Source organism: Spongorhabdus nitratireducens (assembly GCA_947387575.1).
In the GTDB taxonomy this organism is placed as follows: domain Bacteria; phylum Pseudomonadota; class Gammaproteobacteria; order Pseudomonadales; family Endozoicomonadaceae; genus CANDOC01.
The window spans coordinates 957,441-971,627 of sequence record CANDOC010000001.1 but is presented as its reverse complement, the minus strand read 5'-3'; the positions used below and the strand labels follow the sequence as shown (position 1 = coordinate 971,627).

Annotated in this window: 11 protein-coding genes; 4 read left to right on the top strand and 7 right to left on the bottom strand. The window is 47.6% G+C overall.

Translation table 11 applies throughout. The annotated features are described in order from the left end of the window. Positions 1-175: 175 nt before the first annotated feature. The gene (locus ACYZZ0_RS04545) at positions 176-745 is read right to left on the bottom strand and encodes a TetR/AcrR family transcriptional regulator (RefSeq protein WP_461535394.1); all 570 of its coding nucleotides are present in this window, start codon (positions 743-745) and stop codon (positions 176-178) included. A 176-nt stretch (positions 746-921) separates the two neighbouring features. Here ACYZZ0_RS04545 and ACYZZ0_RS04540 point away from each other — a divergent pair, with 176 nt between their 5' ends. Further along, a complete protein-coding gene (locus ACYZZ0_RS04540; protein WP_461535393.1) occupies positions 922-1,563 on the top strand; it encodes a glutathione S-transferase family protein in 642 nt (213 codons plus the stop codon). 220 nt (positions 1,564-1,783) lie between these two features. Next, a complete protein-coding gene (locus ACYZZ0_RS04535; protein WP_461535392.1) occupies positions 1,784-4,021 on the top strand; it encodes a hypothetical protein in 2,238 nt (745 codons plus the stop codon). Positions 4,022-4,031: 10 nt separating this feature from the next. On the opposite strand, the gene ACYZZ0_RS04530 is transcribed toward ACYZZ0_RS04535, so the two are convergent. After that, positions 4,032-5,060, bottom strand: coding sequence for a threonine ammonia-lyase (locus tag ACYZZ0_RS04530; protein WP_461535391.1), 1,029 nt, complete (start codon positions 5,058-5,060; stop codon positions 4,032-4,034). A 125-nt stretch (positions 5,061-5,185) separates the two neighbouring features. Between ACYZZ0_RS04530 and ACYZZ0_RS04525 the strand changes: the two genes are divergently transcribed. Then, positions 5,186-8,092 (top strand): hypothetical protein, encoded by a 2,907-nt coding sequence (locus ACYZZ0_RS04525; RefSeq protein WP_461535390.1) that lies wholly within the window; start codon positions 5,186-5,188, stop codon positions 8,090-8,092. A gap of 66 nt (positions 8,093-8,158) precedes the next feature. Here ACYZZ0_RS04525 and ACYZZ0_RS04520 read toward each other — a convergent pair whose 3' ends face one another. Further along, on the bottom strand, positions 8,159-8,884 hold the full coding sequence (locus tag ACYZZ0_RS04520) for a sulfite exporter TauE/SafE family protein (RefSeq protein ID WP_461535389.1): 726 nt from the start codon (positions 8,882-8,884) through the stop codon (positions 8,159-8,161). Between the two features lie 207 nt (positions 8,885-9,091). Continuing rightward, a complete protein-coding gene (locus tag ACYZZ0_RS04515) occupies positions 9,092-10,237 on the bottom strand; it encodes a pyridoxal phosphate-dependent aminotransferase (protein ID WP_461535388.1) in 1,146 nt (381 codons plus the stop codon). A gap of 239 nt (positions 10,238-10,476) precedes the next feature. Between ACYZZ0_RS04515 and ACYZZ0_RS04510 the strand changes: the two genes are divergently transcribed. After that, positions 10,477-11,430 carry a LysR family transcriptional regulator gene (locus tag ACYZZ0_RS04510; protein WP_461535387.1) on the top strand — a complete coding sequence of 318 codons (954 nt, stop codon included), beginning with the start codon at positions 10,477-10,479 and terminating at the stop codon, positions 11,428-11,430. On the opposite strand, the gene ACYZZ0_RS04505 is transcribed toward ACYZZ0_RS04510, so the two are convergent. The 3 genes from ACYZZ0_RS04505 to ACYZZ0_RS04495 all read right to left on the bottom strand — a co-directional run bounded on the left by ACYZZ0_RS04505 (position 11,427) and on the right by ACYZZ0_RS04495 (position 14,169). After that, on the bottom strand, positions 11,427-11,711 hold the full coding sequence (locus ACYZZ0_RS04505; RefSeq protein WP_461535386.1) for a peptidylprolyl isomerase: 285 nt from the start codon (positions 11,709-11,711) through the stop codon (positions 11,427-11,429). The genes ACYZZ0_RS04510 and ACYZZ0_RS04505 overlap by 4 nt on opposite strands. A gap of 136 nt (positions 11,712-11,847) precedes the next feature. Then, a complete protein-coding gene (locus ACYZZ0_RS04500; RefSeq protein ID WP_461535385.1) occupies positions 11,848-13,335 on the bottom strand; it encodes a C69 family dipeptidase in 1,488 nt (495 codons plus the stop codon). Between the two features lie 180 nt (positions 13,336-13,515). Further along, positions 13,516-14,169: a thiopurine S-methyltransferase gene (locus ACYZZ0_RS04495; RefSeq protein WP_461535384.1), complete on the bottom strand. Its 654-nt coding sequence runs from the start codon at positions 14,167-14,169 to the stop codon at positions 13,516-13,518. Positions 14,170-14,187 lie beyond the last annotated feature (18 nt).

Sequence of the window (14,187 nt, the reverse complement as noted above, 5' to 3'; positions counted from 1 at the left end):
CAGAGCAGTGAGTAACAATTGGATTTTAATGCGATTTTCTACAGTATTTCATGATAGGCAGATCAGTGGATTTGTCTAACAGTATTGAGACAGGTCAGTAATAATTTTGACTATAAGACGTTTTTGGAATTAATTTCTTATAAAAATATAAACCGGCCATACAGTAGCCTGAAAGCTACCCTTTCACCGGTTTGGGTAAAATCGCTAAAAACTGTTTCACCATGGCTTGAACCTGACAATTTTCAGCCTGCATTCGTCCCATACCGGCAATGGCAAGGCTTTGCATCCCCAGCAGGCAGGCCAGTGCTTCACGATCCACTTTCGCAACAAATTCAACGGACGCCAGATTGTCCAGAAACAGCTGCCGCATAGCGGTTACGCTACGAGTGACTTGATTCAGAACCTGTTCGCCCAATAGCTCACGTTCATTAAGGCAGAGAGCAATCAAACAGCCTCTGGAGTCGATTTTTCCGGCCATGACTTCGAATGCATCATGAATATTCTGCATCCCCAGCGGTTTTCTAAGTAACAGCTCAATAACCGGTTGCTGCAGCTTTCGATAATGCTCCAGTACAGTCAGAAACAGCGCTTCCTTACTACCGAATTCATTGTAAAGACTACGCTTGTTGAGCCCGGTTGCCTCCGTCAGGTCACTCAGAGAGGTTGCAGCAAATCCCTTGCGCCAGAATACATCCAGTACCTGGCAAATCACTGTTTCACGTTGATAGCTCTTGGGGCGGGCCACGAAGCTCTCCTGTTATCGATGGTCGATGATTATAGGGGTTTTGAACCAAGTGGTAAAAAACTGTTGCAGGATCCGTTCGGAGTCCGGTATTGTTTTGAACCGATTGGTTACTTATGGTTTGGTACTCCTCCTGCAGTGCCATTCCAGATAAATGCAATAGTGTAAAAGGTGTGGAAATGACAACAGTATATGGTATTCAGCTGTCTCCCTTTGCTCGCAAGGTCATTCTGGCGCTGGAAGCAAAAGGGGTGGAATTTGAAATCAATCCCGTCACTCCGATGAACAAGCCGGAGGGGTTTGAAAACATCAGCCCACTGAAAAAAATTCCGGCACTGCAGGATGATCTGGTCACTCTGGCGGATTCAACCGTTATTTGTGAGTATCTTGAAGAGCGCTATCCACAGAATCCGCTTTACCCTGAAGACCTTGTTGCTCGTGCCCGTGCTCGCTGGTTTGAGGAGTTCTCCGATACGTCTGTACTGGCTGTTGCCGGTCCGCTGTTTTTTGAGCGGGTGGTCAAGAAAGTCATGTTGAAGCAGGAGACTGATGAAGCCAGAGTTTCCCAGATTATTGAAGAAGAAATGCCGAAGGTTTACGGTTATCTCGAACAGGAGTTGGATGAAGCCGGGTTTATTGCCGGTGAAGCAGTGTCTGTGGCAGACTTGGCACTGGGTTCTAACCTGATCAATGCAATGTATGCGGGTGTTGATGTTGATTCTACTCGCTGGCCGAAGCTGGCGGCTTACAAGAACCGACTGTTTTCCACTGAGTTGTTTGCTAATCGACTGGCTTCTGATAAAGCTATGATGAGCGCTTAAATTCCGATTGGTAACAAACACAATAGTAACAGTTATTTTGTTTGTTACCTTTTAATTCAATGCAATAAATATGAAGCAAGTGATTCATAAAAGTTCCTAAAGATTCTTTGATTGCTATAAAAATATGGTGCTTCTTACCGGGAATTGATTCATTTTTTGTTTTACTTTGTCTGTCACAAAAACTTCAACTAGTTTTTGATAATTCTAAGCGATCTTTAATGTGCTGAAGATTAATGTGGCAGCTATGATCCTTGAAAATATAAATAAAACAGGATTTTGGTCGGGGATGCTAAAAGCATTCCCATTATGGATACTCTTACTCTGTTCAGTTGAATTGCTCTGTATAGCTAGTGCTTCAGGCCAGTCAGAGTTTTTTATCACAGCTACCAGATCGCTTCAGAAACTAGGTGAGCTGCATGATGACACTATTGTCAGCTATACAATTTCAACTGACAAAGGCAGGCCATTTAAAACGTCTGGCTGGTACGAGTGTGATCAACTTCCTACCGCTGTTTTGAACTCACGAAGATGGATTGATTCCGGGGCATTTCGCTGCTGGCTGGCTACATTTCCATCCGGACTGTCTTCTGAGCAAGGTTTTGTGCTTGATCAAAGGCATCGCCATATTGCAAACAAGTCTGAATGTATGCAGTCCGAGATATCCCGTGTTCCGTTTCATCTTGCTGTTATTACTTCTGCCCGGAAAGATTCAAAAAGTGACAGTCAGGTAATCCTTTGCCTTGATTATGTCTGGTCTTACTTCTGCTGGTTTTCTTTGTCTGGCCTTGGTCAGTTACCATCATTTGATATAAAAGCTGTTCTGAGAACAGATCTGGAAAAAATGACTGTCAAAAAAGTGGACCATGAAATCCCGCCATGTCCTGTAACCCATTTATTACTGGATGATGAGAGCTATACACTGGTTGCAGTTAGTATTCAGTCCGGTCATATGGGATGTTATGTCTGTGCTCTGCCAGATGAAGCCAGTTACTGCATGTTGGCGGAACAGATTAAAAAAACGGTGAATGATTTTGTAATTAACGGCGTAACTGTAATAAGAAAATCATTCATGGCTAACGTCGGGATTTCTCCCGTACTGGATCTCAGCCAAACAGAAGTTGAGCGTTGTTATCTGGCGTTTACACCCGATTGGTCTGGAGAGCTGGAAGAAGGCCAGTATATGTATAAAAGGGCTGGAGACCGATTGGGAGGGACAGACTCGGAGGACTGGGAAAGAGCAAGGCGCGTTTTTGATATTGAATTTCCTGTTGACGGTGGTAGTGCCTGCTCTATGTCTGAGGTAAAAGTAACCTGTTCAAAAGAAGTCATGGATGCTGCCAGAAAAACAGGACGCATGTGGGGTAAAGTTGCAGAGCACTACCACTTTGAAAAACAGGAGCGGTTGAAGTCTCCTCAGGAGTATAATTTTTTATCTGGCGCTACTTCTGGTTCTGCAGGCTTATATCAGTCAACAGATGGTTGTCATACCTATTCAGCACAGGCCAATACCGTCCTTGAAGTCTGTACAAATGTTCTTGCCAGGTTATCTGTATGTGAGCAGCAAAGCCGGATTGGAGGAAAGTTATCAAATGATTTCTACAGGCTGGAGCAACGGCTGGATCAACACACGAGTCTGCTGACCATATTATTTTCAACCGAAACATCCGAAGAGTTATTTTTAAAGGTTATTGGTGATTACTCCGCTCCAGTCGAGGTTATCCATCCTGCAAGGCCTGCAGATTCTGTGCTGGTTTCATTATTACAGTCAGGCTCAGGACTTACTGGTGGTGAACCAGATCTCGATATGTTGACTGTTGATTCGGGTACATCCTTAAATGGCTCTCCGTTTACATCATCAAGCGACCCTGTAGTAAATGGGCTTGATGACGGTGATAATACGACTTCATTGGTATTTACCACTCGCAAGGATGTTGTGGTTGCAACTCCTGCTACAAGCAGTTCTACGTCTCCAATTAATATACCTGATAGCAGTAGTCAAAACCTCATGCCTGCCCATTCGCCAGCGCTCGTCACAGTGTCCTCATTAACTCTATCTCAAAGCGAGGGTGGTAGTAGTTCTCCTGAGTCAGCCGCCAGTGTCAAAAGATCAAGTCTATTATCTACATCCCCGTCATCGGTTATCAGCGGCTCATCATCACTTAAAAGCCATTCATCGACTGCACAAGCCAAAACCCGGCATGCAAATATGGACTTTAATGATATCGTGGAAGAAGCTGTGATACAGACCTTAAAGTTGAAAGCATTTACTTGTATACCCAGCAGCTGTAAGCCCCCACCAATTGAGGGCCAAAAGACCAAGAAACTTAACCAGAAACAAATCCGGGCAAAGCTTGAGGCCCTTTATAACGCAAAAGATTACAGAGAGTTCCATCTGATGTGCAGACACTATTGTGGCTGTTTTATCAATACAGATAAAAGCATTGTATGTGAGAAATAGCTAAAGAGGTTCATCTCGTCTCATGTGCAACTGCTTTTGGTTCCTCTGAAAGGTTGTACTCTCCTTTAAACGCAGGACGTTTATATGCGTTTATTATCTCATCAGTAGATGCATTACAACCACTGAACTGGAGTGCAACCTTTTTGCCTTTCAATTGCTTTCCAAGCTTGAGTGCAGCCATCAGACTGGCTGAACCGGCACCTTCCATCAGGTTATGGGTATAATGGGCGGCCAGCGCAATACCCTGATAGATTTCATCCTCTGACAATAGAATGAAATCAGCCAATTGATCCTTATAAATCTCAAACGGCAAGTCATACCCTGCACCTGTGGCAAAACCGCCTGCAAATGTTGTGTTCGCCGCAGTGACTATTTTTCCCTGCTGCCAGGATTGAAATGCTGCAGGTGAGGCAGTGGCCTGGACGGCATAGATCTCAATGGCCGGATTTATTGTTTTCATGACGGTGACAGCGGCAGCCAGTTCACTGCCTGCACCGATGGGAATAATAACGGCATCCAGATCTGGCAGATCTTCCATTATCTCAAGGAATCCGGTTCCGACGCCGTTTACAAGATGAGGTTCATCAGCCGGGTGGACGTAATAGAGTCCGCGAGACTGACACAATGACTCCACAACCTTTGCTGATTCCTCAAAACTGCTCCCGGCTTCAATCAGTTCGCCACCATACTGGAGAATATTTCTGTTTTTGGCCGGGTTGTTTTTTTCAGGAACAACGACAACTGAATCAAGCCCAAATCGTGCAGCTGAGAAAGCTACTGAGCTGCCATGATTACCCGTTGAGAAGGTAATAACACCGGGCACATCTTGTCGGGTTAGATGATGCATCAAATTGATTCCGCCACGGATCTTAAAGCTGCCGGTCAGATTATGATTTTCATGCTTGATATAAATATCGGCACCTGCAACCCGGGACAGCTCGGCATAATGCCTTAACGGTGTTTTATCCAGGTGTTGCTGAATGACCGCTTTTGCCCGAATGATTTCAGTCAGGGAGACCGGATAGTTTTTGTTATTCATTTTATTAATTACTCCGGATATTCGAGCTTACTTTATCAGTCGCATCACCGAATGAAAATCGATCAGAAGGAGGAAAAGCAGCTAAATTTAAGAGCCAGAGTATTAAGCGATGTCATAAGGCCTGAATGAATTTTAGATGCGCAATGCTGGCCGCTTTGTTGCTGGCAGGAGTAACCCTGCCGTTTTATGGTGAGGCCGGGAGGGAAACCGGAGATGGAGGCAGGCATGAGTATGGTACTCACAGGCATTACAAAGAAGCCTGTTTACCGGTGCTACCTGGCTTGCCGAAGTTTCCTGCATGGCTTGATTGCCGCCATAAACGCGCTGCCTGGGTTCGCTTGAAACCTGATGAGGAACGTGAACTTTCAGATTTGGCGCAGAATCGACCCGAAGTGCTTATTACTCACTATGAGCCTTTTGCCAATAGATGCTCGGTTATTTACTGGGATGAAAATGGTAAGTTGTTTGCGATTCCTTTCGGCTACGTCGAAGGCATTGAATATGAAACTTATATTATTAAAAGCCTGCTATTGGTTGCTCCTGACAGAAAACATCAGTTCTGGCTGGCAGAGGGATTACAAACACATCAGGGTATATATCATCAGTTTGATCCTATAGCTCAGAATTATCATTGCAGTCCACGTGTTTTATTTAAGGGAATAGACGGCAGGGTTGGGTGTCTTTATCTCAGCGAAGACAGGCTGATCATAGAAGTAAATAATTATGAAGCACCTCCACATCAGATTCTGGACAGGTATCGTCCAGGCATCTTTCGTCATGTAGCGTACAGTAATGGTGCTGCATTGCCCTGCTTTATGATGACTTCACAAACCTGGAAATATCTGGAATCCCGCACTCAATGCTGGAGGGATTTCAGTGCTGAAAGGGAACTATCGGATCCTTTGTACTCTCCGAATCGTGATGAAATCACCGGCAGGAGAACTCACCGATTGGTGACCATATCTTCATCTTCGCCCAAGAGACTTCAGCATCGTCCCTTTCATAGTCCTGATGGCCGCACTATAAAAACGCATAATCATAAATCTTCTAGCCATAGACGGTTACTGTCCGAAGGGCTGCAGCAGACATTGTATCCAGATGAAATACAGCGGCTGGTAGAAGCTGCAAGAAGCCTTCGGTATCAATATCAGGCGAATATCAGCACTGTAATTAACAGCAGACCAGGACATTATCAAAGGGGCATTGAGGATATGCTGAAGCAGCTGCAATCCTTGACCAGTTTTATTCATCGCAAGGGCCTCTATCAGGAGGCTGGATGCCATGATGCTCGCCAAAAACTCTGCAGGCATGTAATTGAGTTGTTAGACCTGTTGGTTCATGAGCGGTGTCAGCGATATCAGCAATGTATTGCTCTGTGTAAACGAGCGCTGCCTATAGTCTCAAACTGCCATTGGGAGGAAGCGGACGCAGTTGACGGAATTAATCGCAATCTTCGCTGCGCCCTGACTGAGTTGGTTTTAAGCACAGTCAAGGGTGGCCTCGTCCACGTACACCATGATAAATCATTCTCAAAGCGATTAATGGAGCTGTTTCAACAGGTCATTGAATGGAATGTTGAGCTCTATCACGGTGCCGGTTTCTATCTGGTGCACTGTCTGCAGGACCAATGGTTGAAAAGTAAGGAGCATCAAAAACTGGGTGAAGTTGCTGCCTGTGATTTTGCATTGCCTTCAGAGCCGTCAATGTCCAGGGAGCAGCAAATGCAACTACAGTTACAGCGCTGGCAGGCTGAAGCACTGATAGCGACTGCTGATGTCTGGCAGTCGACAGACCCTTACAGGGTTGATCAGCTGATTGAGCCGATGCAAAAAACATGGGGAGCAAGTGTGCTGGAGCAGTATCAGGATATTCTGCAAAAGGTGGACCGGCGAAGGCCGCTGAATTTTCCCGATGATACATGGCGGCAGTATGGTGACAAGTGTATTGAATGTATCAAGGCCATTAACCGTATCCAACGATCTTTTTATATCCGGGCAAGTCGTATACAGGGAGCTGGAAGCACCGGAAACATGACTGACAGCGATCAATATAACCATAGTCTGGTTTACTGTTTCAGGGTCTGGCACGCTGTGATTGCGGGTCAGGCCTATCATGAATCTTTATATGAAGAGATTGAGGAAAGTGCAAGGCAGTGGTACGAGCTGGCCGGACAGTGCAGGCCGGTTGCGGATATGGCTGAAATATCTCAATCTCTCCAGGAAGATCTGTCCCAGGCACGCAATAAAAGAATAATGCATCAGCTTCAGAGGTATGTCCGGGTAAAAGAGCAGATCAAGGGCCCTGATCAGGCAAGGCAGGCCCTGACCTGCGTTGATTCCGTATGGGAAAAGTATGGCGTGGTTCTACACACTTTAAATAGCCAAACCCGGAAGAATCTGGCTTCTGTCGGCGTTTATAGTGCCATTATGCTGGAACAGCCACGGTATGCCTTAACTCAGCTTGAGCGTATTGCAGGGTTTGACTGTAGTGAGCATTTACAGCAGTTTCAGTTACTCGCAACCACCATTGTGCAGCACTACTGCCGTGTAAGTGAGTTTCGCCATGCGGTAGAGAGTGCTGAGCAGGGCATGTTGCTATTTGGTGAGTGTGATGAGCTGCTCGGCTGGAAAGCACGGGCACTGAACAAGCAGGACTTTTTTGATGACTGTCTGGAGTGGGGGCAAACCATCTCACATTATAGAAGTAGTCCGTCGCTTCTTTGTGAGATGGGAGTTGCGGCTTTTAACCTGAAGGATATCGTACACTCCTATGATCTTATGAAACGGGTAGTCGAGTGCAATCCGAGAGACAGCATGATTAAAGCAACAGCACACTACTATCTTGCAAAGATTTACTATGAGCTGGGTTGTAATGTTGCTGAGAGGAAAATCAATCCCGACATTTGGAGGGGAAGAGACAAAGCTGATTTATGGAGCAGGGCAAGGGAGTATTGCAGAAGTGCTGCAGGTCATTGCGCACTTGAGCACAGTGTCCACAAACTGCTTCGGAAAATAGATTCGGCCTGCAGGTGAGTATTCCTTTCTTCGTTTTACATGGTATTGGTTATCTGTACCTGTCCGCTGTGCGCTCCCCCTCCACTAACCGCTTAGAGCGCCTGCTATGGCAGTGAAACCCGCCAGGCTACATGCTGCTAAAACGGTAAGCCGTACAACTTGTTGACTGACATAAACAGCCAGCTTTGATGCCAGCCAACTCCCGAGCAGAATGGCGGGTATCATCAGCAGAGCCTGCTTGATATGAGCCCAGCCAAACATATCCGCTGCGGCCAGGAATGCGAGAGAGATGATATTGCTGCAGACAAAATATACTGACATTCCGGCACGCATTCTGTCCCCGGTTTCATTTTGCATGACCAGAGCAATGGGGGGGCCACCAATAGAAGAGGTTGTACCGGTAATACCTGATACCACACCTGCTGCCAGTAACGATGACCGGGTGGCCTGAATATTAACAGGGCAGAGACTGACAGCAACCGCCATCAACAGGGTGCCGCCCATCAGCAAGCTCATCTGGTTGTGTGAAGCGGCGGCCAAAAGATAGGCACCGACCAATGAGCCGGGAATACGCCCGACAATGGCATACTTCATTTCTGTCAGTTGCAGTGATCCCCAATATTTTCTCAGCGTCAGCAGGGCAATCATCAGCCCCACCATAATCAGGCTGCCTGGCACCAGTGATGGGGCTACAACGTAGAGTATCGGGGCAGAAACAATGGCAAGACCAAACCCGATCATCCCCTGCAGCAGTGCCCCCATAAAAACAGCACCAAGGGCGGTGGCTAATTGAAACAGGGTAAGGTCCATGGTGGCAATCTATATAACTTAAAAGAATTGAATTATATAAATAAGTTATATGTCTTCGCCAGTATGATTCACCGTAATACTGCACACAACAAGACAGTTACTGATTAAATTTGAGAGTAAGAAAACGGGAGGGAGCGAGTGAGGCGGTCGACAGTGTTTGATTTCCCCCTTTCCGTTTCCATACAGAAGAAGGGGGAAATAAGTGAGTTAGCTCTGTTTCAGCAATTTGGCGATGGTATCCAGGAAGATTCCGTTCTCTTCTGCGGTACCGATAGTAACCCGCAAACTGTCAGCCATATCATAGGCATCCAGCGAGTAAGTGATAATGCCCTGTTCAAACAGACCGCGGTAAACGGCTTTGGCCTGTTCCCGTCCTTGCGGGAAGCGTACCAGCAGAAAATTGGCCATGGACTCCGGCACAATGAGTCCCAGTTCCAACAGGGACTTGCGAACGATCTCCCGCCAGAGTTCGTTATAGCTGCGGCTGTGTCGAAGAAAGTCGAGATCTTCCAGTGAGGCGACAGCAGCATTCTGGGCAGCAACGGCGACATTGAAAATTGTCCGCAGGCGATTGATGGCATCGGTAATCTGTGGCGGCATAAAGCCCCAGCCAATCCGCAATCCGGCCAGACCATAGAGCTTGGAGAAGGAGTGCAGTACCACAACATTATCCAGATTGTTCTCGATTGATTCTTTTACCAGGTCATGCCCGGCACTGTATTCCTCATCGGTAACATATTCGGCATAGGCGCTGTCGATAACAAGCAGGACGTGAGAAGGCAGCTCTGCTCTCAACCGTACCAGCTCATTCTTTTTCAGCCAGCTGCCACTGGGATTATTGGGGTTATCCAGGAACAGAATTCTGGTTTTATCATTGACGGCTGCCAGCAGATTATCAATCGAGTGCTGATAATCATTGCCAGCAGCATAGTGAGTCATGGCACCACAGGCTGTCGCAGCATTTTCATAAACAAAGAAACCGTGGCGGCTCTGAACAATATTGTCGCCCGGTTCCAGCATGATGCGACAGATCAGGTGAATCAGCTGTTCTGATCCTGCACCTACCAGCAGATGCTCAACTGGCAATTCGAAAGTGTTCGCGATGGCTGCACGCAGGGTATCCCATTCCGGATCAGGATAGCGTTCCATATCAACACTGGAGGCAGCAACGGCTTGCATTGCTTTCAGGCTGGCACCCAGCGGGTTTTCATTGGAAGCGAGCCGGATTGTACGCTTCTTGCCACTGCTTAGACCGGTGGCCGGGATATACGGTTGAATTCTGGCAATAGCCGGGCGAATACGGGGACGCTCGGGTTGAAGGGCGATATCACTGACATCAGGCGGTGTGTACATAGTCAGATATTCAACTCACTGGCTGTAACTACAATTCAGCACAGCAGGTACGGCAACAGCGCCGCGTTTGTCCTGCAGCTATGTCATCGGCAGCGGAGGGTTGATTCGAAAATAACAGGATGCGTCATGCACAATTTTTCCGAACCATGATCACTTCGTGACGGCAGGGATTATTAACTGGAACACTTGTTGCTTTAAATACTGCACTTTGAACATAAAGTTATAGTTTTATCAAACAGATGAATTTGAGTCCTGGTACGGTTTCACCCTCACCGCTTGGTCAGGTGGCAGAGAAAGATCTGCGATACCTGCGTATCTATAAAACTGTTGTTGAAGCCGGAGGCTTTGCGGCAGCAGAGGGGCTGCTGGGTACAAGCCGTTCTACCATTTCCGTTCAAATCCGTGCGCTTGAGGAGCGACTGGGTGGGGGAAAGCTATGTCAGCGTGGCAGAAAAGGGTTTGAGCTTACCGCATTCGGAGATGTCGTCTATCAGTCAACGCTGGAATTATTCGATCATCTGGAGCATTTCCGGAAGCAGGTGGGAAAAGGGCTGTCAGTACTGAGTGGCCAGCTTCAGATTGGTGTGGTTGATAACACGATTGATGATCCTGTCTGTCCCCTGCAACCAGCATTATGTGATCTGGCTCATAACATGCCAGAAGTGATTCCGTCGTTGCAAGTGGATGGATGTGCAGTACTGGAAAAGGAGCTGAAAAATGGAACGCTGGATGTTGCTATCGTGCCAATGAGTAAAAAGACATCCGGATTTAACTATACCCCGTTGTATTCGGTCGAGCAGCAGATCTACTGTGGTGAAGGACACCCGCTATTTTCAGCTTTGCCCGACTCGCTGACGGTGGAACAGGTATTATGTTATCCGTTTGCTGCCACGCCCTGCCTGTCTCAACTGGAAATGATGCTACCGGCTTCAGGCATAAAAGTGGGTGCCAATGCCGAGAATATGGAAGCGATAGCAACATTGGTGCTAACCGGGCGTTATCTGGGTTGTCTTCCGGTAGCCATGGCAAAGCGTTTTGTTCAGGAAGGGCGACTCAAACCTCTGGGGGGCGAGCGGTTTACCAACTATGTCCAGTTTACGGCCCTGACCCGGACTGAGCAGCCAACAGCAGAACTCAAGGCTTTCCTGAAAGCGCTACAGAGTTTTGTTGCTGTTGGCGATTATGCAGCCTAGAAATCATTCCGATACAGCGTCTGGATCAGGTGGAAACCAAACCGGGTTTTCACCGGTCCATGAACCTTGAGTACTTCCTTTTTAAATACGACCTGATCAAAAGCTTTTACCATTTGCCCCGGCCGGAACTCGCCCAAATCTCCACCCTTCTTGCCTGAAGGACATTTGGAGTATTTCTTCGCCAGCTTGGCAAAGTCTTCGCCTCTGGTGAGTTGCTGTTTAATTTTTTCTGCTTCATCCCGGTGCTTGACCAGAATATGACGGGCACATGCCAGAGCCATGATATTTCCTGCTGGTTGTCGTTTAAATGGAAGAGCATTTTATAAGAGGAGCTACCAGCAGCAAATGAGGAGTAATGTCTAATTGTGAACAGACTCCCGGGAGCGTTTTCACTAAAAACGCTCCCGGTCATCATTGTCAGAGATTGGAAATTTTTTCAAATTCCTCGGGGTCGTACTTCTTCTCGGTACTGCGAGTCAGATCAGTAAGCAGAGCAGATTTCAGCTCTGAAGCCTTATCCAGTGTCGTTTGCAGCACACCGTTGGTGTAGTCGGCGGCAAACGTAATCGCCAGATCGCTATCGCGGCTGTACATCTGTTTCAGCATATCGTGCATATAGGGTTCGGAGTCCATGAACTGCTCTTCCAGTTCTTCCCAGGCATCGTCTACGACCTTGCGATACTTGCCATCCAGTACGCCGGGTGCAGCCAGTGAGCCGATAGTCCGGAAATTCCACCAGGCAGAGCCGTCAGAATAGCGGTCGGTTCCGGATGCATATTCTGCCGGAATCCGGTCCATCACGTTATACATCGGAATGAACGGGCTGTATTTAACGCTGCTGGGGGTTTGCCAGATCACGGCTGCCAGCTCGGCCGGCATATCCGCAAACATCTCGATAATATGAGCTTCGGAATTGCGGTCGACACCACTGGGGCGCTTGCCGCGCTGTTCAAGTTGGGTACCTTTATAATCAGCACGCAGTACCTCGGCAATGGCTTCAACACTGATCTTTTCGTCAGGCTTCATAAACAGTGGATACTGTTCCAGTCTTGGCAATTGACCTGTAGACGGCGTCAGCATTTTCTGGCTAAGCCATTCACGATCGGTGTTGTAAACATCGCCCACCACGCCGAAGGCTTTGGCAAAGTTGAAGCTGGTGCGATCCGGTTTGGCCAGTAGCTGGTTCTGGCTGACCATTTCGAACAAACCTTCAGAGTGCATCACGTTTTCATCATCGAGATTTACACCGTGAATCCGCAGGCCGTTGGCAATTACCAGATACTGGTCGTCCGGTACCCGAACCGCTATCCACTGGTGACCTGCACCGGATTCCAGATACCAGGCTTCATTCTGGTCGGCAAACTGTACCCCGTAACCTTCGCCAGCACCGTATTTCTCGATATAACGACCCAGGATTTCAACTGCATGTTTCGCTGTGGTGGCTTCACCCAGCACCAGTCCAACCATATTCTGCTCAATAATACCCTGGTCAGCTAGCGGATCGGCCTTGGCAGCTTTCTCATTGACTTCGGCTGAGTTGGTAGCGGACATGGCTACACCGACTTCATTAACACCTCGTTCTTCAAACACCTTGCCTTCGCCCGGTGTTGTATAGGAAAAACTGTCCCAGTCAATCATCGCGGTATAGCGGAAGGTTTTTGCCGGTGCCGGTACTTTCAACCCGTTGGACAGGGTGATCATATCGCCTTCTTCATAGGCACGGGCCGGATAGACTGCCAGATGTTTAGCCCAGTTATTGGACGAGAAATCTTCATTGCGAGAAATAATTACCGAACCGCTGGCAGATACATTTTTACCCACCACCACACTGGTGCAGGCAAGTGCGGACGGTGCTGCAATAGCCGCAGCAATAGTGACAGCGAGAGCGTGTTTGATCAGGCGCATATTATTCTCCATAAACCGGGACACACCTGGCTGGTGTGAGGTTTGCCGAAAAACTGTTTGTGCCCGAGCATACGCCGGTCGTGGGATGCAGCCGTTGACTTCAGTCAACGGCTGTACGGCTACGGATAAAAATACAAAATAGATTGGTCTGGCAGCGACTTTCTGTCGAAGGGAGTGCTATTACAGCCGAATCAACCGAAAAACCAGCTCATCAAGTCGCTCGACCTGCTTCTTCACGAATCGAGGGTTTTCCGCCAGTACATCTTCGCGACAAAGCAGCTCCACTTCAAACAGCCCCTCAGACAGTTGTTTTACTTCATCCTCAGTGACACAGAACGGAGGGCCGCTGAGTTGTTGTTGCGGATAATCCAGGGTGATTAATAGTCCTGGTGTGCCCGGTTCAAGCATTGAGGCAAGGTGAGTCCAGTAGTGCTGGCGAATCTCTGGCGGCAGGGCAATCAGGGCTGCGCGGTCATAAAAAGCATTTAGCTTGGGCAGCTTACTGGTGGTTAGGTTAAAGAAATCGCCCTGCCATAACTGATAGCTGTCGTTACTGTAGCAATCGAGGGTGTTATGATTACTGTGGACAACCTGTAATTGTTGCTCACTGATAAAAGCTTCTAAAGCTGTTTTACTCAGTTCATTACCGATAACAAAATGGTTATTTTGGTGGAGCCAGGCCATATCAAGGGATTTACCACACAGGGGAACCAGTACTGTTCCACCATCCAGTCCAAGCTTTTCCCAATAACGTACAAGGAAAGGATTTACATCACTCAGATGAAACCCGATTTGCTGACTTTCCCATTTGCTGTGCCAGAATGATGCTTCCATCAACGTTACCCATGTATT

Bases quoted from the DNA above. Each gene is read 5' to 3' on its own strand.
- ACYZZ0_RS04540 (WP_461535393.1), top strand. From the start codon at position 922: ATGACAACAGTATATGGTATTCAGCTGTCTCCCTTTGCTCGCAAGGTC.
- ACYZZ0_RS04530 (WP_461535391.1), bottom strand. From the start codon at position 5,060: ATGAATAACAAAAACTATCCGGTCTCCCTGACTGAAATCATTCGGGCA.
- ACYZZ0_RS04525 (WP_461535390.1), top strand. From the start codon at position 5,186: ATGAATTTTAGATGCGCAATGCTGGCCGCTTTGTTGCTGGCAGGAGTA.
- ACYZZ0_RS04520 (WP_461535389.1), bottom strand. From the start codon at position 8,884: ATGGACCTTACCCTGTTTCAATTAGCCACCGCCCTTGGTGCTGTTTTT.
- ACYZZ0_RS04515 (WP_461535388.1), bottom strand. From the start codon at position 10,237: ATGTACACACCGCCTGATGTCAGTGATATCGCCCTTCAACCCGAGCGT.
- ACYZZ0_RS04510 (WP_461535387.1), top strand. From the start codon at position 10,477: ATGAATTTGAGTCCTGGTACGGTTTCACCCTCACCGCTTGGTCAGGTG.
- ACYZZ0_RS04505 (WP_461535386.1), bottom strand. From the start codon at position 11,711: ATGGCTCTGGCATGTGCCCGTCATATTCTGGTCAAGCACCGGGATGAA.
- ACYZZ0_RS04500 (WP_461535385.1), bottom strand. From the start codon at position 13,335: ATGCGCCTGATCAAACACGCTCTCGCTGTCACTATTGCTGCGGCTATT.
- ACYZZ0_RS04495 (WP_461535384.1), bottom strand. From the start codon at position 14,169: ATGGAAGCATCATTCTGGCACAGCAAATGGGAAAGTCAGCAAATCGGG.